Source organism: Nonlabens antarcticus (assembly GCF_015356755.1).
Lineage (GTDB): Bacteria > Bacteroidota > Bacteroidia > Flavobacteriales > Flavobacteriaceae > Nonlabens > Nonlabens antarcticus.
The window spans coordinates 46,931-68,610 of record NZ_JADFCO010000065.1; the positions used below are offsets into that span (position 1 = coordinate 46,931).

At 40.5% G+C, this 21,680-nt stretch carries 17 protein-coding genes and 2 tRNA genes; 8 read left to right on the forward strand and 11 right to left on the reverse strand.

Annotated features, from left to right (window positions below):
• Positions 1–295: 295 nt before the first annotated feature.
• The 4 genes from IQ282_RS08215 (at position 296) to IQ282_RS08230 (ending at position 6,018) form a co-directional block, all read left to right on the forward strand.
• Positions 296–3,433 carry a DNA polymerase III subunit alpha gene (locus IQ282_RS08215; RefSeq protein ID WP_194851386.1) on the forward strand — a complete coding sequence of 1,046 codons (3,138 nt, stop codon included), beginning with the start codon at positions 296–298 and terminating at the stop codon, positions 3,431–3,433.
• Positions 3,434–3,680: 247 nt separating this feature from the next.
• The gene (locus IQ282_RS08220; RefSeq protein WP_194851387.1) at positions 3,681–4,940 is read left to right on the forward strand and encodes a putative DNA modification/repair radical SAM protein; all 1,260 of its coding nucleotides are present in this window, start codon (positions 3,681–3,683) and stop codon (positions 4,938–4,940) included.
• Positions 4,940–5,737, forward strand: coding sequence for a TIGR03915 family putative DNA repair protein (locus tag IQ282_RS08225; RefSeq protein WP_194851388.1), 798 nt, complete (start codon positions 4,940–4,942; stop codon positions 5,735–5,737). The genes IQ282_RS08220 and IQ282_RS08225 overlap by 1 nt, the downstream gene beginning before the upstream one ends.
• Before the next feature lie 65 nt (positions 5,738–5,802).
• Positions 5,803–6,018 (forward strand): hypothetical protein, encoded by a 216-nt coding sequence (locus IQ282_RS08230; protein WP_194851389.1) that lies wholly within the window; start codon positions 5,803–5,805, stop codon positions 6,016–6,018.
• A gap of 174 nt (positions 6,019–6,192) precedes the next feature.
• Here the strand turns inward: IQ282_RS08230 and IQ282_RS08235 are convergent.
• The 11 genes from IQ282_RS08235 to IQ282_RS08285 all read right to left on the reverse strand — a co-directional run bounded on the left by IQ282_RS08235 (position 6,193) and on the right by IQ282_RS08285 (position 17,187).
• Positions 6,193–6,281 (reverse strand) — tRNA-Leu (locus IQ282_RS08235).
• Positions 6,282–6,319: 38 nt separating this feature from the next.
• Positions 6,320–6,391: transfer RNA gene (locus IQ282_RS08240), tRNA-Gly, on the reverse strand.
• 107 nt (positions 6,392–6,498) lie between these two features.
• Entirely contained in the window at positions 6,499–9,081 is a 2,583-nt protein-coding gene (mutS, locus tag IQ282_RS08245; protein WP_194851390.1) for a DNA mismatch repair protein MutS, read from the reverse strand.
• Positions 9,082–9,209: 128 nt separating this feature from the next.
• Entirely contained in the window at positions 9,210–9,995 is a 786-nt protein-coding gene (gene murI / locus IQ282_RS08250) for a glutamate racemase (protein ID WP_194851391.1), read from the reverse strand.
• 88 nt (positions 9,996–10,083) lie between these two features.
• On the reverse strand, positions 10,084–10,602 hold the full coding sequence (locus IQ282_RS08255) for an OmpH family outer membrane protein (protein WP_194851392.1): 519 nt from the start codon (positions 10,600–10,602) through the stop codon (positions 10,084–10,086).
• 59 nt (positions 10,603–10,661) lie between these two features.
• Positions 10,662–11,510, reverse strand: coding sequence for an OmpH family outer membrane protein (locus tag IQ282_RS08260; protein WP_194851393.1), 849 nt, complete (start codon positions 11,508–11,510; stop codon positions 10,662–10,664).
• A gap of 33 nt (positions 11,511–11,543) precedes the next feature.
• Complete coding sequence (gene bamA, locus IQ282_RS08265) at positions 11,544–14,120, reverse strand: outer membrane protein assembly factor BamA (protein WP_194851394.1); 2,577 nt, start codon at positions 14,118–14,120, stop codon at positions 11,544–11,546.
• A 4-nt stretch (positions 14,121–14,124) separates the two neighbouring features.
• Entirely contained in the window at positions 14,125–14,859 is a 735-nt protein-coding gene (locus IQ282_RS08270) for an isoprenyl transferase (RefSeq protein ID WP_194851395.1), read from the reverse strand.
• 2 nt (positions 14,860–14,861) lie between these two features.
• A complete protein-coding gene (porG, locus tag IQ282_RS08275; RefSeq protein WP_194851396.1) occupies positions 14,862–15,551 on the reverse strand; it encodes a type IX secretion system protein PorG in 690 nt (229 codons plus the stop codon).
• A gap of 104 nt (positions 15,552–15,655) precedes the next feature.
• Positions 15,656–16,531, reverse strand: a complete 876-nt coding sequence (locus tag IQ282_RS08280) for an NAD kinase (protein WP_194851397.1) — start codon at positions 16,529–16,531, stop codon at positions 15,656–15,658.
• The gene (locus IQ282_RS08285; protein ID WP_194851398.1) at positions 16,531–17,187 is read right to left on the reverse strand and encodes a CBS domain-containing protein; all 657 of its coding nucleotides are present in this window, start codon (positions 17,185–17,187) and stop codon (positions 16,531–16,533) included. Before IQ282_RS08285 ends, IQ282_RS08280 begins: the two co-directional genes overlap by 1 nt.
• Positions 17,188–17,273: 86 nt before the next feature.
• Between IQ282_RS08285 and IQ282_RS08290 the strand changes: the two genes are divergently transcribed.
• The 4 genes from IQ282_RS08290 to IQ282_RS08305 all read left to right on the forward strand — a co-directional run bounded on the left by IQ282_RS08290 (position 17,274) and on the right by IQ282_RS08305 (position 21,617).
• Positions 17,274–17,987 carry a pyridoxine 5'-phosphate synthase gene (locus tag IQ282_RS08290; RefSeq protein ID WP_194851399.1) on the forward strand — a complete coding sequence of 238 codons (714 nt, stop codon included), beginning with the start codon at positions 17,274–17,276 and terminating at the stop codon, positions 17,985–17,987.
• Entirely contained in the window at positions 17,984–18,748 is a 765-nt protein-coding gene (locus IQ282_RS08295) for an alpha/beta fold hydrolase (RefSeq protein ID WP_194851400.1), read from the forward strand. The genes IQ282_RS08290 and IQ282_RS08295 overlap by 4 nt, the downstream gene beginning before the upstream one ends.
• 103 nt (positions 18,749–18,851) lie before the next feature.
• Positions 18,852–20,099, forward strand: a complete 1,248-nt coding sequence (locus tag IQ282_RS08300; RefSeq protein WP_194851401.1) for an OmpP1/FadL family transporter — start codon at positions 18,852–18,854, stop codon at positions 20,097–20,099.
• A 12-nt stretch (positions 20,100–20,111) separates the two neighbouring features.
• The gene (locus IQ282_RS08305) at positions 20,112–21,617 is read left to right on the forward strand and encodes an SGNH/GDSL hydrolase family protein (RefSeq protein ID WP_194851402.1); all 1,506 of its coding nucleotides are present in this window, start codon (positions 20,112–20,114) and stop codon (positions 21,615–21,617) included.
• The last annotated feature ends 63 nt before the right edge of the window (positions 21,618–21,680 follow it).

A 21,680-nucleotide genomic window follows, 5' to 3' on the forward strand; every position in this document is an offset into this window, starting at 1 on the left:
AAGGAATTTATAAACGAACGCAATACAACTCCCTCTCCGCTGGAGAGGGGTTGGGGTGAGGTGATTTAAAGAGATGAATTTTTAGAGAGATGCGGGAAACTAAAAAACCGATAATAATCAATTACGATTTTCAGAAAGAAATCAATTTCAGACAATTGGCAGATTTGAGATTTGAGATTTGAGATTTGTTAATTATTGGAAAAATAAAAAAATCAGCAATAGACAATAGCGATTTGCGACAGCAAATCAATAATTGGCAGTTTTGGGATTTGGGATTTGAGATTTAAAACAAAACATGTATTTAAACAACCACACATACTACTCGATGCGATATGGCACCTTCAAAGAAGAAGTGCTGATTGATCTTGCTGTAGAAAATGGTCTAGAAACGATTGTTTTGACAGATATCAATAACACCAGTGCTTGTTTGAATTTTGTGCGGTTATTAGAAAATAAACCTCAAAAACCTGTAATAGGTGTAGATTTTCGCCGCGATCACCAGCAGCTGTATGTAGGTCTAGCAAAAAATAATGCCGGTTTTCAAGAATTAAACGTTCACCTATCACAACACCTACATAATAAGATTCCGTTGCCAGATGCCGCACCAGATTTTAAAGATGTCTTCGTTATCTATCCGCTGAAAAAAGTAATGGAATTGAAGAAAACTAGTTTTCGCAAAAGCGAGTTCATAGGCATTTCCATAGCTGCACTACGCAAACTCCCATTTACGGAATATCTGAAATTCAAGGATAAGCTGGTCATACTTCAACCGGTTACTTTTAGAAGCAAAAAGGATTTCAATGCACACCGATTGCTGCGCTGCATCGATCTCAACATTTTGCTGAGTCAGCTACCCGTAGAACAGCAGGGTGATATAGAGAATCAAATGATTCCCGTTACAGATCTTCAAAATGCCTTTGCCGATTATTCCTTTATTCTCAAAAACACTAAAAGACTGCTGGAGCAGTGCAGTATCAGTTTTGATTATGACAAATCATTACTTAATGCCAACCAAAAAACCTACCACCGGGAGGAGCCAGACAATGCTGCCGCTGATCTTGAATTGCTAAAAACATTAGCTCAAGAGGGCATACCATTGCGGTATGGGAAATCCAGCAAAGACGTTCAAGAGCGTATTTTAAAAGAAATCACCACCGTTGCAAATAAAGGTTTTGTTGCCTACTTTTTAATCAATTGGGAAATCTGTAAATATGCGCGTGATAAAGGATATTTCTATGTAGGACGCGGTAGCGGTGCAAATAGCATCCTTGCCTATCTCCTTCAAATTACAGAAGTGGATCCTATTGAACTAGACCTTTATTTTGAGCGGTTTATTAATGATTACCGCACGAGTCCACCAGATTTTGACCTTGATTTTTCTTGGGATGATCGGGAAGATGTGACTTGGTTTATTTTTAACCGTTTTGGAAATCGGGCAAATGTAGCGTTATTAGGAACCTACAACACCTTTCAATACCGCGCCGTTATCCGGGAATTGGGGAAGGTTTTCGGTCTTCCCAAAGCAGATATTGACAAACTTACCACGGGAAATTTTGATGAACACAGCCTAGACCATATGCATCGACTGGTGCTGCGGTATAGTTTATGGCTTAAAAACGTTCCTAATTATACCAGTATTCATGCCGGTGGGATTCTGATCACAGAACGACCCATTCATTATTACAGTGCTACCAGTTTGCCACCCAAAGGTTTTCCCACCGTACAATTTGACATGCATATTGCAGAGGATGCCGGTATTCACAAGTTTGACATTCTCGCGCAACGCGGCCTGGGGAAAATTCGTGATGCCATTCAACTGGTGAAGATCAACCAGCCAGATGCTAAAATTGCAGACGTACGTAGTGGCACTAAAGATTTTATGAAAGATGAGAGCATCAATGCCATGATCTCACAAGCAAAGTGCATAGGCTGTTTTTATATTGAATCACCCGCTATGCGCATGTTGTTGAGCAAACTTGCCACTAATGATTATATAGGTCTGGTGGCAGCAAGTTCTGTGATCCGTCCAGGCGTGGCGCAAAGTGGTATGATGCGCGAGTTTATCCTGCGTACCCGCCATCCTGAAAAACGTGCAGAGGCGCACCCCATCATGCAAAGCATCATGCCAGAAACTTACGGGATCATGGTCTATCAGGAGGATGTGATTAAAGTGGCGCACCATTATGCAAAGCTCGACCTGGGCGAGGCAGACGTATTGAGACGTGGTATGAGTGGTAAATATAGGTCTCGAGACGAATTCCAGAAAGTAGAGGATAAATACTTCCAAAACTGTATTAATGAAGGTCATGATCCCGCAGAATCTCAGGAGATATGGAATCAAATTAAAAGTTTTGCAGGTTACGCTTTCGCGAAAGGTCACAGCGCCTCATATGCAGTGGAAAGTTATCAGAGCCTGTACTTGAAACGATATTTTCCGCTGGAATACATGACCGCCACACTCAACAATGGAGGTGGATTTTACCGTCCAGAATTATATGTCCACGAGGCAAGAATGTGTGGAGCTACCATTGAAGCACCCTGTATCAACAATAGTGATATTGCAAATTCCATTAAGGGAACAACCATTTACCTGGGGTATAGTTATCTCAAAGAACTGGAACAAAAAGCAATGGCTCTCGTGGTGGAAGCCCGGTGGCGTGATGGTGATTTTACATCTTTGGAAGATTTTATAAATCGGGTATTGATAAGCATTGACCAGATCTCCATTTTGATCCGTATTAATGCTTTCCGCTTTACGGGAATGGATCGGTATGAGTTGTTGTGGCAGGCACATTTTAAAATGGATAAGACTCCTAAAAAATCCTTACAAAAACAATTGTTCGTCCCCAAACATCGGGAAGCCACCATCCCGAGACTTGTTACAACGATGCAGGAATTGGCTTTTGAGCAGATGGAACTTTTAGGTTTTCCACTGTGTTCGCATTTTGATTTATTGACCCGACCGCCGCGCAGTAACAATACCCGTAAAAATTTGAAGGAATACCTCAACAACATGATCTTGATTTATGGTTATGTGGTGAATGTAAAAACAACGCATACCGGTAATGGGAAGCGCATGCAATTCGGCACTTTTCTGGATCGTGATGGTCATTTTTTTGATACCGTAATGTTTCCACCGGTGGCTGCTCGCATCACTTTTCGCGGAAGCGGTATTTATGCCGTGTACGGTAAGGTAGTAGAGGAATTTGATTTCTATTCCATTGAGGTGCAGCAAATGGAAAAAGCAGATTATATCACAGACCCGCGATATTCAGAGGAGAACCCGCAGACGATGCAACGGTTGGAAAAACAGGCCAGTTTGCGGGACAGACGTATGGGAAATGGGAACGGACATCGCAAACCAGAATTGCCACAGCAGCATGAGGTGCACCAGCCAGGGGCGGGAAGAAAACCTGGAAAAGTGCGGGAATGATGGGGATTTGAAATACCGAGAAACGGTACCGCTGTGCAGTGGCACGACGGTGGGAATATTGAATAAAATTGGAGTGCTGAAAGGCGGAGCCGTTCTGCGACGGATTGACGGTGAGTTTGAATAGCAGGATTTGATAAGCTTAGAATTGGTGGCGCCCTGCGACGGATTGACGATAGAGGAGTTAAAACATAATTCAAATGCTGAAAGGCGAAGCCGTCCTGCGACGGATTGACAAATTGAAAGATATATGAACTACGAACGAATTAAGGAGAAATTAGAAATTCTCGCAGATGCGGCAAAGTATGACGTGAGTTGCAGCAGCAGCGGCAGCAAGCGGAAAAACAAGAATAAAGGACTGGGAGATTCTGACGGGATGGGTATTTGCCACAGTTATACAGAGGATGGTCGTTGCGTGTCACTGCTTAAAATCTTGTTGACGAACGTCTGCATTTTTGACTGTGCCTATTGTGTAACGCGGAAATCCAACGATATAAAGCGCGCTGCTTTTACGGTACAGGAAGTAGTTGATCTTACCATCAATTTTTATAGGCGCAATTATATCGAAGGTCTGTTTTTAAGTTCTGGGATTTTTAAAAGTCCCGATGCTACCATGGAGCGGCTTATTCGAGTGGCAAAAAAGCTGAGGGAAGAAGAAAACTTCAATGGCTATATCCATCTCAAATCCATACCTGGTGCTAGCGATGAGCTCATGCAACAAGCTGGATTATATGCAGACCGACTTTCAGTTAATATCGAGATTCCTACAAAGGCTGGATTAAAACTACTCGCTCCAGATAAAGATCATAAGGATTTTATCCAGCCTATGAAAGCGGTTAAAAACGCCATTGATCTCTATCAATCTGAAAAGAAATTGATACGCAGCACTCCTATTTATGCTCCAGCTGGCCAAAGCACACAAATGATCGTGGGCGCCACCGGTGAGAGCGATCGGGATATCATGTATAGTGCTAATTTTTTCTACAATAAATTCCAGATGAAACGAGTGTATTATTCGGGTTATATTCCTGTGGCAGATGATTCCAGATTACCTGCAATAGGAACAGAAGTTCCGATGATGCGGGAGAACCGACTCTATCAAACCGATTGGTTACTGCGATTCTATGGTTTTGATGTTCGCGAAATCCTAAATGATGAATATCAAAACCTGGACATGGATATTGATCCTAAGCTTTCTTGGGCGCTGCGCAACCTTGATCAATTTCCAGTAGATATCAACAGAGCTGAAAAAAGGATTCTCGCTCGCATTCCCGGAGTTGGGATGAAATCTGTCGGGAAGATTCTAAGCGCCCGCCGATTCAGAAAACTGAATTGGGAACACTTAAAAGCTATTGGTATTTCTATCAATAGATCTAAATATTTTATCACCTGTGATTCTAGGGAGTTTGAAAGGCGTGATTTGACCGGAATACAGATAAAGAATCAGATTTTATTATCGGGCAGCAGTAAATACAGCAAGAATTTTACAAACCAATTAAGTCTTTTCTAATGGAACGCGTTTTACAATATGATGGCACTTTTGATGGTTTAATGACGACCATTTTCACTATTTATCAGCATAAAGTCAAGAATCCAATCATCCAGGCACCGGCACAGCAGCAGGATAGTCTTTTTGGCGAAGCCCATGAAATTATCACCGAACCTGAAAAAGCTCAAAGAGTCCTGAACCGGATGAACGAATTAAGTTCTAAACAAGACATGATGGAGTTCTATAAAGCATTCCTAAGTGAGATTCTGGGAATAGAAAACACCTTATACCAGTATTGCCAGCAAACCTTTGCAGCGGGCAAGGCGCCTTCTGGTGACTATGGCAACACTACCATTCTAAAGATCTCTCAGGCTGCCAAAATGGTAGGTCGTGAAAAGCATCGTATGGAAGCATTTATACGGTTTCACTTAATCGATGAAGATTTGTATTATGCGAACTGTGAACCAGATTTCAACGTATTACCACTGATAGCCCAACATTTCAAAAACCGCTATGCTGACCAGAAATGGGTGATTTATGATCTGAAAAGAGACTTCGGTATTTCTTATGACCTAGAAAATGTCGTGGAAGTGACCATCAATTTTAAGGATCCTACCGCAAAAAAAGGTATTGTCAATAAGGCTGGTTCTTCCACTCAACTGGTGACGGGCAGCTTTCGCGAAAGCGAAAACAATTACAGGGATCTCTGGAATCAATATTTCAAAAGTACAAACATTGAATCACGCAAGAATATGAAGCTTCACCTACAGCACGTACCGAAGCGTTACTGGAAATACTTGAGTGAAAAAGTAGCCTGATTGAATAAATAGCGCACAAATCCATAAATTATTTACCTTTGAAGCTTCATTGTAAAACCAAAATTATGAAGAAGTTAGTTTTAAGCATGATGTTATTCGGCTTACTAATCGGTACCACAGCCTGTAGAGAATCCACAGGTGAAAAGGCAGAAGACGCCATTGAATCTGCTGCTGAAGATACTGAAGACAACCTAGAGCAAGTAGGTGATGAGATTGAGCAAATAGGAGACAACGTTGATGAAGAAATCAACGATGAACAAACTGGTGCTGACGATAACTAGTCGTCAACCATTTATTAAATCAATGCAGCTTCAGGGTTGCATTTTTTTGTTATGAGAATCAATCTTTATTTAAACTCAAGAATTCCCCTAATTGATTTTACCGTACAAAAACCGTAAAATTGACAAAGTTCATAAAACAAAAAATCCTGATAATCAAATGATTATCAGGATTCATGGTACTCGAGACGGGACTTGAACCCGTACGGGCATTACTACCCATTGGATTTTAAGTCCAACGTGTCTACCAATTCCACCACTCGAGCTTAAATGTCAGCGACACTTAAAATTGGTATTAAAAAAGAGCGAAAGACGGGGATTGAACCCGCGACCCCCACCTTGGCAAGGTGATGCTCTACCGCTGAGCTACTTTCGCATTGTTTACTCTTACTAAATTAAGAACGTTTGCCAGAATCTTAAATTTCAAAGCGGTTGCAAATTTAATAACTTTCCCTATTCCACAAAGGAAAAAACGTAAAATTATCATCTTGATTTATCGGTCCCTACCAGCATGCGTTTGATCTCGTTTAATTTCATTAAAGCTTCCACTGGAGTAAGGGTGTTTATATCCACTTGTATGATCTCATTGCGCACTTCTTCCAGTAGTGGATCATCTAAATTGAAAAAACTCAACTGCATCTCTTGATCTTGTGCTGCTTTCATTGCTGCTCTTGAATCCTCGCGCTGGTGTGATTTCTCTAGCGTTTTTAATATTTTTTCTGCTTTGTGAATGACCTGTTGTGGCATTCCAGCCATCTTGGCCACGTGTATTCCAAAACTATGATGGCTACCACCGGGAATAAGCTTGCGCATGAAAAGTACTTTATCCTTTAATTCCTTCACTTCGACATTGAAATTCTTAATACGTGGAAATTGCTCTGTCATTTCATTAAGCTCGTGGTAATGGGTGGCAAATAAGGTTTTGGCCTTAAATGGATGCTCATGCAGGTATTCTGTAATTGCCCACGCAATGGAAATTCCATCATAAGTACTCGTCCCGCGGCCTATCTCATCAAGCAAGATCAAACTGCGGTCACTCACATTATTCAAAATGCTGGCGCTCTCGTTCATTTCAGTCATAAACGTAGATTCACCTTGGGAAATATTATCGCTGGCACCTACTCTAGTAAATATTTTATCCACGATTCCCATTTTAACCGTATCTGCTGGGACAAAGCTTCCCATTTGTGCAAGAAGTACTATTAATGCAGTTTGTCTTAAAATCGCGCTCTTACCGCTCATGTTGGGTCCTGTAATCATGATGATCTGCTGCTCATCACGATCCAGCTGCACATCATTAGGAATGTAGGGCTGATCTGCCGGTAACATTTTTTCAATCACGGGATGACGACCGCCTTTAATGATTAGTTCATCCGTATCTAATAATTCTGGTCTTGTGTAATTTGATGAAACCGCATGATCTGCAAAAGAAATCAAACAGTCTAATTGCCCTATCAAATGTGCATTATTCTGGATGGGTTTTATAAAAGGGATTATTTCTTTTACTACCTGCTCAAAAAGTTCTTGTTGCAACGCATGAATTCGTTCTTCAGCACCCAGTATTTTTCCTTCGTATTCCTTTAATTCTTCGGTAATATAACGCTCAGCATTTACCAATGTTTGTTTGCGGGTCCAGCTTTCTGGCACTTTATCTTTATGGGAATTGCGGACTTCAATATAATATCCAAAAACATTATTGCTGGAAATTTTTAAGCTGGAAATTCCGGTTTCCTTACTGTGACGGTCCAGCATTTTATCTAAATAATCCTTTCCTGTCGTCGCAAGACCACGCAATTCATCCAGTTCTTCGTGAAAACCTTCGGCAATTGTTTTACCCTTTAAAAGATTGACCGGTGCATCCTCATCTAATCGCTCTTCAATTACTTCTATGAGCTGTGTGCATTTGTTTAGGCTTTCGCCCAAAGTCTGTAAGGATGTATCTCCTGCATCCATTGTCATTTCTTTGATAGGAGCAATAGCCTGCAAGCTATTCTTCAATTGAATGACCTCGCGTGGACAAATTTTACCTACAGCAACCTTAGAGACTAATCGTTCTAGATCATTCATCGACTTAAGATGAGATTTCACCTTTTCCCTGATTTGCGATTCGGTTTTGAAATAAGCAACAACATCGTGGCGCTTGTTTATTTGTTCCGCGTTTTTTAATGGAAAGGCCATCCATCGTTTTAGCAACCTTGCCCCCATAGGTGTGGTGGTCTGATCGATTACATCAATTAACGTAACCGCTCCTGTACTTAAGGCTTGATACAATTCTAGATTACGCACCGTGAATCGATCCATCCACACAAAGCTGTCGTCCTCAATCCGCGCTATAGTTGCCACATGATCGATCTGGTGGTGTTGGGTTTCGGCTAGATAATGAAGGATGGCACCTGCTGAAATCAATGCTTGATCCAGTTTGTCAACGCCATAACCTTTTAGGGAATTCACTTTGAAATGTTTCAGAAGACTTTCCCTGGCATAATCTATTTGAAAAACCCAGTCCTCAAGATAAAAGAAGGGCAAGTCGTATGGAAAATCCTGAGCCAACTCCTTTTTATCACTTCGGGAAACCAAGACTTCGCTAGGGTTGAAATTTTGCAACAATTTATCGGCTTCTTCTTTAGTTCCTTGGCTGATTAGAAATTCGCCTGTGGAAATATCCAGAAAGGCAACGGCATACACATTCCGCGAAAGCGATAAGGCTGCCAGAAAATTATTAGATCTGGAACTGAGCACTTCATCATTAAGCGATACTCCTGGCGTTATCAATTCTGTCACACCACGCTTTACGATGTTCTTTGTCTGCTTAGGGTCTTCTAATTGATCACAAATTGCCACGCGTTCCCCAGCGCGGACCAGCTTAGGCAAGTAAGTATTGAGAGAATGATGGGGGAAACCTGCAAGCTCTGTGCGCTCACCTCCATTATTTCTATTAGTCAAAACAATGTTAAGAATGCGAGCCGTTTTGACGGCATCTGCACCAAATGTTTCATAAAAATCCCCCACACGGAAAAGCAGCAAAGCATCAGGATACTTTGTTTTGATCTTATTATACTGCTGCATCAAAGGCGTGACCTTTTTACCTTGGGAACTCAATAGTTAATGGATTTTAATGATCTATAAAAATACGGTTTAAGCCTGCGATGCTAGAGTCGCTGCACATCTTCTTTTCAACATCTTATGGTGTGTTTTTAAAAGTCCAGGTGCTCGATCGTCATGTTTTCAACGACACCCACAATTTCCTTTAATGTGGTACAATTAGCATTAGAATACAACTGGTGATGGCCCAGTTTACCATCCTCATTAAGTAATTTGCTTTGTTGCAAGGTTACTAGTAACTGTCTTGCCACTGCAGCTCCCGAATCAATTATGCGCACGTTTTTAGGAAGCAAAGTTTCTAATAAATGTTTGATGTATGGATAATGACTGCATCCCAAAACGAGGTAATCTATACCAGAAATCATGAAGGGTTCTACTATCCTTCTCAACAAGGTTTTCATTTCTACAGTGTTGGTTTTTCCAGCCTCTATAAGCTCTACAATACCGGTACCCACGACTTCAATAGTATCGATATCTTGACTGAATTTTTCTTGAGTCGTCTTAAAAAGCTGACTGGACAATGTCCCCTTGGTAGCGAGGATACCTATTTTCTTAGTATCAGACTGTAAGGCTGCCGGTTTGATGGCTGGTTCAATTCCTATGAGTGGGATACTATATTTAGAGCGTAAATAATCAATGGCGTTTGTCGTTGCCGTGTTGCAGGGTATAGCGATGAGCTTACAACCTTTTGAAATAAGGAATTCCGTATTTTTTATACTTAAAGCGATGATCTCGTCTGGAGATTTAATCCCGTAGGGCGCATTTTTTGAATCGGCTAGATAGATGGTGTTTTCATACGGCAATAGATCGATGACCTCCTTCCATACGGAGGTGCCACCCACACCACTATCAAAAAAACCCAAAGCTGCTTTACTCAAATTGCACCGTTTAAAAGCTTGAATTTAGTCAAAAAAAAACCGCCCCCACAACGTAGGGACGGTTTCTAATATATTTAGGAAATACAGCTTACTGAATACCTAATTCTTTTTTTACATCTGGCATTAAATCATAACCATCTGCCATGATCAATCCTGTTCCAGTAGTTGAATCAAGAACATAATCAAAACCTTTTGCACGAGCTACTTTGAAGATTGCTTCACGAGCCTGGTTGTAAACTGGCTTTAAAAGATCTGTTCTTTTTTGGGAAAGAGATTCTTGTGATTTTGTATAAAAATCTTCAATTTTCTTACGATCATCTTGAATTTGAGCAAGAATGCGTTGATTTTCCTCATCAGAACGATTAGGGGCATTTTGCTGTGCTTGCTGTGCCTTACTCTGTAATGACTTGTCCATTTCTACCAATTGAGCTTCATAAGTCTTAGCAAAGTTTCTCAATTGCTTTTCGGCAGCTTTTGCTTTAGGCAATGATTCTACTAGTTCCTGTGAGGCTATGTGACAAACCTTAGAACTTGTAGATTGAGCAAAAGCGATAGTTCCCATTAATAGGAAAGTGGCTGCGATGATAATATTTTTCACTTGTTTCATTTTCAGTTGTTCTTATTTTTTATTTCTTACGGGTTGCAAATATAATGAGTTCTAGAGTTTTAATTCCCTCCTGGAGGATTGTTCTTATTTCCCTCTCTAGCATCTTTCCTGGCCTGAAGCACGCTATCCTTCTTACGCGCGCGTTCTTTGATCATTTGATCACGACGCTCTTTATAAGCTCTTGCTCTTGCTTCCTTAATGCTGTCTCGCACCCTGATTTTTTCTGCTCTAATCGCTTGTCTACTATCTGCGGCTTCCTGTTTGATGCGATCAACTGCAGCATCATCTGCTGCTTCCTGCACAGACATGTACGGCTCATCCAAAACCATCTCTTTTACTGGAGCTGTTTTTCCTAAACCTCTAGCCTCTGCGCGATCGTTTGCTTTTCCTGTGCGCCCTATGGCTCTCAATACATCATCACTCAAATCGTGACGATCATCGCTGTATAACATAGTCACCTCAGATCTTTCCAGAATGATGTCGTATTTCTTCTGTTGACCTATCTTTTGCATTTCATTGAAAACCTGATCTTGGACAGGTTGAATCAATTGCTGCTTTTGCTTGATAAAATCTCCTTCGGCACCAAATCTTTTTTGTTGATACGTACTTAACTGTTCGCGTTTGATACTAATTTCCTCTTCCCGCTCTTCTACCAGTTCCTTAGTCAATAAAACACGTTCATTTTTTAAAGAACTTTCCATCTGTCCTATTTCGGACTCCATTTTCTCAATCTCTACTTTCCACGACTGCATTCTTTGTTCCAGCTGGTCTGACGCTTTCTGGTATTCAGGAACGCTTTCCAGGATGTAATTCATATCGACATAACCTACTCGTATTCCTCTTTGCGCTTTCGCGAAAGCGAAACAAAGCAACGTCAACATCAATAAAATCGAAATCCTGTTTTTCATAACCACTTGATTTAAAGAAATAATCGTGCCATCTTAAAACTGCTGGCCGATTATAAAGTGTATCTGCCATCCACTAGGATCTATGGTATTTGCTAAAGGCGCTGGATCAAATCCATAACCAAAATCGATTCCCAACAATCCAAATGCCGGCATGAATACCCGCAGACCTGCACCTGCAGATCGCTGTACATCAAACGGATTATAACTCCTAAAAGTATCGTACGATCCAGCAGCCTCTGCAAATGTTAGTACATATATGGATGCCGCCTGCTCTAAAGTGATGGGATAACGTGCCTCGAGAGAGAATTTATTGTAAACTGTATCACCGTCTGAAGTTGTGGTAAGTGCATTTTGATCATACCCACGCATTCTAATAATGTCGCGACCATCCAGTGAGAAGGACCCTAGTCCATCACCACCTACAAAGAATCGTTCAAAAGGAACAAGGCCACGCTTGTTATCATAGGCTCCCAAAAATCCAAATTCTGTTTTAGTCTGCAGTATTAGTTTATCATAAAGCTGCGTGTACCAGGTACCGTCAAATTTGATCTTATAATATTCCAAAAATTTAAAACGCTCTTGGTCAATTTTTGCTAAATCAGGTCTTCCGTTGGTACGGAAATTTGGATCATTTTCAAGGTTTTCATAGTCCACTCCATTCCATAATGAATAGGGTAAGGTCATTTTTGCAGTCAATGAAAATTTAGATCCATAAGTTGGAAATATAGGATTCACTCCTACATCATCCCTTACTAATCCTACCGTATAAGCTATGTTGTTTGAATACCCGTTAGGAAAGTTAAATAGGCTGGTTCTATAGTTTTTAAGGTTATAATGCTGGAACGATAATGCTTGTGAAAACTGGAAGTATGGATCTGGCCATTCCAGTCTTTTGGCTAACCCTATAGTTGCTCCTGTGATAACAAATCGCTGATCTCTGTCCACTTGTCTAAAGTCACGTGGATCTACACGAAACTGCTCACTACGAGAAAGAGAGACGTTGAAGGATACTGGTTTTTTACCGCCCAACCATGGTTCTGTAAAGTTTAAGGAGTAGGTTCGGAAAATCGTACTTGCCTGTGCTCTCAACGCAAGTGTCTGTCCATCTCCCTGTGGAACCGGCTGATAGGCATCTTTATTGAAAATATTTCTAAGAGAGAAGTTATTAAATTTCAACCCTAGCGTTCCCACAAAACCACCACCACCATAACCACCTTGCAATTCAATCTGGCTGGCTCCTGCTTCTTCTAATGTATATTCAACATCCACCGTTCCTTCTTGCTGGGAAGGGTTTAAAATACGTGGATCAATTTTCTCTGCATTGAAAAATCCTAGTTGCCCTAATTCCCGAATCGAATTAATAATGGCTGCCTTAGAATATTTCTCTCCCGGGTTTGATCTAATGTTGCGGTAGATTACGTGATCGTTAGTACGCACATTACCTTTAACCGTGATATTATTAAAATACGCCACATTATCTTCAACAATACGTATTTCAAAATCAATAGTATCGTTTTGAACACGAGTTTCAACGGCGTTGATTCTAGAGAACAAATAACCGTTATTCTGGTATTGGTTTTCTAAACTTCGTGCATCTGGATCTGCCGGGTCTGCAACTTGCTTATCAAACGCTACTCCATTGTAGACATCTCCTTTTTGGAATTTTAGAATTGTTTGAAGATCCCTGTCTGAGTATGCTGTATTCCCAATAAATTTAATATCCCCAAAGTAATATTTGTTTCCTTCCTCCACTTTAATATTCAAAGCGATAGTTTTTTCATCCACATTGATCAACGTATCAGATATAATACGCGCATCCCTAAAACCTTTTTCCTTGTAGCTGTTAACGACGGATATTAGATCTTCCTGGAATTTGTCCTCCACGTATTTTGACCTTTTCAAAACGTTGAAGAAATTCTTCCTCTTTGTATTCTTCATCGCTTTACGCAACTTCTTATCATCTACTTGCTCGTTACCCTCAAACGTAATGTCAGAAATTTTTACCTTTTCTCCTTTATCCAGTACGATATTCATATCTACCAGATTGTTGCCTAAGGTGTCGTTTACTTCACGCACACGCACGAGTGCATCTGCATTTATAAAACCTTTATCCTTGTATTTCTTTTCTACAAAGTTGCGGGTTGTAGTTACTAGGTTTTCATTTGCTTTAGCTCCCTTAGAAAGATTCAATTCTTTCAAAAGATCTTTAGTACGGTTCTTACTCAGGCCTTCTACTTTGATCTCTTCAAGTGTAGGAACCTCAGTAATATTGAATTCTAAATTGATAGTGTCAATAATATCGTCGCTGGGATCTCCCTTAATACCGGTTGCAAAGACTCGTATATCACTAAAAAGCTTTAGCTCCCATAATTTTTTTACGACAGAGCTTAGACGTTCACCTGGTACAAAAATCTTATCGCCCTTGCGCAAGCCTGTAAATGCAATTACCGTGTTCTCGTTATAACTTTTAGCTCCAGTAACAGCAATATCACCTATGATATATTCTGTAGCATCACCTATAGGAATGTCAGCTGTTGTCTGTGAAAAGGAAAAGGCACTGAATGTTAGTGCCATTACTAAAAGTAGCTTTTGTGCTAACTGTTTTGTCATCGTGTTATAATTGTTCACTCGTTTTACCAAATCGCCTTTCGCGATCCTGATAGTTCTTTAATGCTGCCAGCATATCTTCCTTGCGGAAATCTGGCCACAGTACATCTGTAAAATACAACTCTGCATAAGCGATTTGCCATAACAGAAAGTTGCTGATTCTATGCTCACCGCTGGTACGGATCATTAAATCAACATCTGGCATATCTTTAGTAAAAAGGTGGTTGTTAATGGTGGCTTCTTGAATGTCGTCTAGTTCTAGATCACCTTTGACCACTTCTTCTGCAATAAGTTTAACTGCGTTTGTAAGCTCTTCCCTTGAACCATAGCTTAATGCCAGCGTCAAGCTCATATTTTTGTTATTCTTTGTAAGCTCTACTACTTCTTTTAATTCTCTTTGTGCCTTCTCTGGAAGTAAGTGTAGCGACCCTACCGCACTTAATGAAATGCTGTGTTTTTGTAAAGTAGGCAACTCCTTGCGCAAACTAGACACCAATAACTTCATCAAGGTATCGACTTCTATTTTGGGTCGTTTCCAGTTCTCTGTACTGAAAGCATAAAGAGTCAAAAACTTTACCCCTAACTCTGCACAGGTTTCCACCGTTTCACGAACTGCTTTAGTACCTTTCTCATGACCACGCACTCGCATTAGACCCTGCTTTTTTGCCCATCTACCATTACCATCCATGATAACGGCAATGTGCTGTGGCAATCTATTAAGATCCAATAAACTTTCTTCCATTATTAAAAATTACAATAGCAAGGTTTGCGGCCAAAGGTATAACTCAAGGTCACACCACTAAAAACATACCAGTCCTTATTATTTTCATTGCCGAATTTTAAATCTTGTCTGTCTGCTAAATCACCGGTAGGGTTGCTACCGTCAAGATTATCTGTAAATGTAAATCTTGCTCCTATTTCTGCACCTAAAATTAAATGGTCTGTAATGTTTGTTTTCACTCCTAGAATAAATGGAATAGCAAAGTCAATTTCCCTATCGTACTGTTCCAATAAACCGCTACTGTTCAAAGCGTGTGAACCGTAGCTAAATGCGGTAATTCCAGTATATATATAAGGAGTAACATGTGGTTTCCCAGAATACAGTTCCCATTCCCAGAAGGTGTATTCCAGTCCTACAGAAGCTTCTAATAGATTATAGTCAAAATTATAGTTTCTATCGACCCTACTCTGATCATCGCTCCTATCGTCATCATTACTGATGGAGGAATAGATTAATGAAGCTCTAAAACTGTGGCGGTTGCTTCGATTCCATTTGATGATGCCACCTATAGCAAGGTCTGACGGATTCACATATTTTGTACTTCCTACATCTGCAATAACGTTCGATCCTCCTGCCCATAGCCCTACCTCATAGGTCTGCGCTTCCGCGAAAGCGAAAACGAAACAGCTTAAGAACAATAGGATTAACCTCATCGATTTTTTTAAAACGTGCAAATATAACAATTCTCACTAGCCGACATCAGTAAACATCGAGCATTGTGTTCCTTCCTAAAACAAACGAAAATTCAAAATATTGCCTAGTTGCGTTTATCTTCTCCCCATAGCAATTTGTTGCGCAAGGTTTTGATAAAGCTCTGATCGTGAAGCTGTATAAGATCTATGGTAAAGTCGGCTTTTTTGAGTGTGATTTCTGTGCCATTAGGATAGGAGGAAATGCGGTTGTCTAGGGAAACCAGGTATTCATCCTGTCTGCCTATCACCTTTACTTTAATAGTCATGGTATCTGGAATTACCAGCGGGCGGGCATTTAAATTATGGGGAGCAATGGGTGTGATTACAAAAGCATCTGTTTCCGGTGATATTACTGGGCCACCACAACTCAAACTATAACCGGTAGAACCGGTAGGAGTGGAAACGATCAATCCATCTGCCCAGTAACTAGTGAGCAGCTCATCATTTAAATGGGTTTCTATTTGTACCATCGACGTTGTATTCATACGACTCACGGTAACTTCATTGAGTGCAAAATTGTTGGGTGGTAGGTGATTGTCTGGATGGGTGGAAACAGCTGTTATAAGAGTTCGTTTAGTCAGATTGTATTTTCCCTGAATTACATGACGGACGACCTTGTCTATCTCGTCCTGTTGTACGGTAGCAAGAAATCCCAACCTACCAGTATTCACCCCTAATATAGGAATGTCCAACGATCCTATATATGCAACGGCTCTCAATATAGTTCCGTCGCCGCCTATACTGATGAGCATATCAAAATTTCTATCGAGCTTATCAAAAACGGCAACATCACTGGGCAGCTTCAATCCCTTGAGCATTTTATAAAACTCTGATTCTATCAATACCGTATAAGACTCCTTTTTAAAAGCAATTATAATGGATTGTACAGTAGCCAGCGCATCCTCATGAACGTATTGACCGTAAATAGCGATCTTCTTCATTATATGTTCAGGTATTTGTCTAGGTAATCAGAACGTTCCTTGAGCGCATCTAGGTAAGAGTCGTCTGCTGCAGCACTAATAACATCATAACTATACCTTCTAAAAGTCTGCAAAACAGCATTCACATTCTCTGAGCTAATTTTGAGCGTGATCTCTGTCATTTGATCTTGATAGTTACTCACAAAAAACCCAAATATCTTAGAGTCATTTGATTCCACAATCTGGGCAATCTCGCTGAAACTGTAATCTGTTGCCCCTTTTTGAACGACAACTACCGCTCCAGATTCATAAAGAAATGGCGAGTCGTTAAAATGCTGCATAATATCCTTGAGCTCATAATACCCCAAGTACTTGTTCTTTTCATCCAGCACCGGCATCACATTAGAATTGTGTTGGGCAAATGCTTCTAAAACATCCAGCCAGTGTGTATCCTCACGCACCATAAATACGTCAAAAGCATATTTTACATCCGTAAGGTTCTGACCAGTTTCAAAACAATGGGCATCTGTTTCTGACACACAGCCTACATAGATGTCACCATCCATAACCGGCATGTGGGAAAAGGTAAGTTGCTGGAAAATCTTTTTGGCCTGCTGTACGCTGTCCTGAAGTTCCAGTGGATCTACATCATTGATGATATATTCCTTAATGTCCATGTATATTTCTTTTACCGCAAATTAATGAATTCTCTACTTAAAGCTTGTGAGCTTAGTTTGTATTTTTGAGGAGATAATCAAACCCTATGGCTATTTTAAGTGTAAACATCAATAAGATTGCCACGTTACGTAATTCTCGTGGCGGTAATGTTCCAGACCTATTAAAGGTAGCGATGGATCTGGAGCGATTCGGCGCGCAAGGAATCACAATACACCCGCGACCTGATGAGCGCCACATTAAATATCAAGATGCACGCGATCTAAAAATGATCGTCACCACAGAATTAAATATTGAAGGAAATCCCATTCAAAGTTTTATAGATCTAGTGGATCAAGTGAAGCCCGCGCAAGTAACTCTGGTTCCAGATGCTCCGGATGCTATTACTTCTAACGCAGGCTGGAATACAATTCAACATGAGGAGTATTTAAGAGACATCGTGGCACATTTTAAAAAGCAAGGGATACGCACTAGTATTTTTGTAGATCCTGTAGAATCGATGGTTGAAGGGGCTGCAAAAACAGGTGTGGATCGCATTGAGCTTTATACGGAAGATTATGCACGGCTTTATTCTACAGATAAAGAAAGAGCGATCGCACCTTATGTTATCGCGGCAAAAAAGGCAACCGAGTTAGGCATAGGAATAAATGCAGGTCACGACTTATCCCTAGAAAACCTAAAATACTTCAGTGAGCAGATTGTCGATCTAATGGAAGTAAGCATAGGCCATGCTTTAATTTCTGAAAGTTTATACCTAGGTCTTGAAAACGTTGTGAATATGTACAAACATAGACTCGTATGATATTGCACAGTCTTATATTAGGAGAAGGAAAACCTTTTGTAATCCTACACGGATTCCTGGGAATGGCAGACAACTGGAAAACACTGGGAACGCAATGGAGCGAGATGGGGTTTGAGGTGCATCTGTTAGACCAGCGCAATCATGGCCGCAGCTTTCAAACAGACGGTTTTGATTATAACGACATGGCACAAGATGTAAAAAATTATTGCGATGAAAAAGGGTTAGAAAACATTATTTTGTTAGGTCATAGCATGGGTGGTAAAGTAGCTATGAGATGTGCGGTGCTTTATTCAGGTCTTATCGATAAGTTAATAATTGCCGATATCGCTCCTAAAGCATACCCACCACATCATAGCGATATTATTCACGCATTACAATCCATTGACCTGACTCAAATTGATTCCAGAAGTGATGCAGATGAGCAGTTGTCTAAAGGGATCAAAGACGTGGGCACCAGACAGTTTCTTTTGAAAAGCTTGCATCGTAAATCTAAGAATGAGTACCGGTGGAGGTTTAACCTTCCTGCTCTAGCGATGGCCTATTCAGACGTAGGAACGCACGATCCCATCGATACACCTATTTCCATTCCTACCCTATTTATACGTGGTGGGAACTCTGGCTACATTCTAGATAGTGATAGACCTGGAATCGAGTACGCTTTCGCGAAAGCGGAACTTCAAACAATCCCCAACGCAGGCCACTGGCTACATGCAGAAAAGCCAGAAGAATTCAACAAACTAGTTAAGAATTTCATAGAATAAATTTATTATGCAAGCATAATGATTAAGAAAACACTTGCGTAGTATTAATTTAATATTAAATTTGGTCTGATTAAATCCAAAAATATTATATAAACGTTTGAATATGAACAAATTAAAAGTTTTTGCTGTACTTTGTTTAATGTCTGCTGCTGCGTACGCCGGCGGATATCGTGTGAGCACACAGAGTAACAAGCAGTTAGCCATGGGTCATACCGGTGTTGCCGTCGTTAACAGTGCTGATGTACTGTTCTTCAACCCAGCTGGATTAGTGCACCTAGAAAGTAAACTGAACGTAAGCGCTGGTGGTTTTGGTGTGTTTTCAGACGTTAAATATCAGAACGAAAGTACAGGAGCATTTGCAGAAACCGACAGCCCGGTGGGAACTCCATTTTACGTGTATGCTAGTTATGCGGTAAGCGACAGTTTTGCGGTAGGTTTAGGTGTTTATACGCCTTACGGAAGTACTGTAACCTGGCCAACTGACTGGGAAGGATCACACTTAGTTAATGAGATCGAGCTTCAAGCAATTTTTATCCAGCCTACTATTTCTTATCAGATTTTTGAAAATGTAAGTTTAGGTGTGGGAGCAACAATTGCAATAGGCTCTGTAGATTTCAATAGAAATGCTTCTAGATCATTAACTGACGAGCAAGGTGATCGTGCAAATGTTGCGATTAGCGATAGTGGTGTAACAGGATACGGCTGGAATGCAGGTATTATGTTTACTCCTAATGAAAACTTAACCATAGGTTTCAACTACCGTTCTTTAATTGATATCGAAAGCACAGAAGGAGAAGCTACGTTCAGCAATTTCCCTAACAGCCCACTAGCTCCATCTAACGGAGTTCAAGGGTTTGAGGCTACCCTACCATTACCAGCAGAAGCAACTTTGGGAGTAGGATACGAAACAGGCAAGTGGTTATTTGCATTTGATTATAACCGCGCTTTCTGGAGTGAATATGAAGACCTTGATATCATTTTTGAAAATGGTACAGAATCCATTAACCCTAGAGAATATAAAGATGCTTCTTCTTACCGATTAGGGGTTCAATATACTGCTACTGACGCACTAACATTACGTGCAGGATATTACTTTGATGAGTCTCCTGTTAAATCTGGTCTATTTGCACCAGAAACACCACGTAACGATTCTAATGCCTACACTTTTGGCCTTTCTTATGCATTCTCTCCACGATGGGCAATCGATGCTTCTTTCCTTTATGTAAGGTTCAAGCAAGTAACAGAATCTTACAATGCTTATGCTGACCCGGGCGCATCGCCATCACCTTTCAGCGGGACGTACAAATCACGAGCACTGGTTCCTGGAATCGGTATCACTTATACCATGTAAAAAAAATTAAAAATGAAAAATAATTTTAAATATTTAGCTCTTTTTGCAGCCGCGGCAGTGTTCGTTAGTTGTGAAAACGAATTTGAGGATTCCGTCACTGACGGTGACTTATATACTAATGGAACCGCAGACTTTTCAAAATATGTTTCGGTAGGAAACTCTTTGACATCAGGTTATGCAGATAATGCTCTCTATCTAGAAGGACAGCAGAATTCATTTCCTAACATCATGGCGCAACAATTTGAGCTCGTCGGTGGTGGGGAATTCAATCAGCCTTTAGTAAATGATAATTTAGGTGGTTTACTTTTAAACGGTAATCAAATTTTACCTAATCGTTTTGTTCTCGCTGTTGGAGCTAATGGGTCTCCAGGTCCAGCTCGTATAGGAGGAACACCTACAACAGAAATTACTAACAAAGTAACCGGCCCTTTAAATAATTATGGAGTTCCAGGTGCAAGAGTTTTTCATTTAGGAGCACCGGGTTATGGGTCTGCTGCAGGTATCGCTAGTGGTACAGCAAATCCATATTTTGCAAGATTCTCAAGTTCTGAATCTTCTACAGTAATTGATGATGCAGCTGCTGCAAATGGAACTTTCTTTACTTTATGGATAGGAAACAACGATATATTAGGATATGCTACTTCTGGTGGGTCTGGAGTTGATAACAATCAAACAGGACAAACTAACCCAGCAATGCAGGGCGATAACAGCATTACAAACAACAATACGTTTGCTGGAGTTTATGCTGCGTTAGTGGCAAAAATGACGGCTAACGGTGCTAAGGGTGCGTTGATAAACATTCCAGATGTTACTTCAATTCCTTATTTCACTACGATTCCAGCAAATCCTATTCCATTAGACGCTACAACTGCTGCTGGTGTGAACATGGCTTACGCGCAATATAATGGTGGTTTAAGAGCAGCCGAAGCTGGCCAGCTAATAACCACTGCGGAAAGAATAGCGAGAACCATCAATTTTACAGAAGGAGCTAATTTTGTAGTTATAACAGATGTGGATCTTACTAATCTATCAGCGCTGGGATTACCTAACATTCGTCAAACAACCGCTGCTGATTTAATCACTTTACCTACAAGAGCTCTTTTAGGTACTTTAGCAGATCCTAGCAATCCTAGCAGTGTTAGAGGTGTGGGTGTTCCATTAGCAAACTCAAATGTTCTCACTGTGACAGAGCAAACAAGAGTGTCTGCCGCACAAGATTCATACAATGCAACTATTGCAGCTATAGCTCAGTCTAACGGCCTTGCTCTAGTAGATGCAAAAACTGCTTTAGGCGGGTTATCTACCGGCGGTGTTGCGTTCAACGGCGGTATATTGACAAGTACATTTGCAACGGGTGGTGCATTTTCCCTTGATGGTGTTCACCCCACACCTAGAGGCTATGCATTTACAGCAAATACGGTTTTACAAACAATCAATGCTTTTTATGGTTCTACAGTTCCTAAAGTTGAAATAGGAAACTATAAAACAATACAACCTAGTAACAATGTTGCACAGTAAGTAATCACTACAATTTTTTTAAGCATCCGCTAAGAGTTTTCTCTTAGCGGATGTTTTATTTTT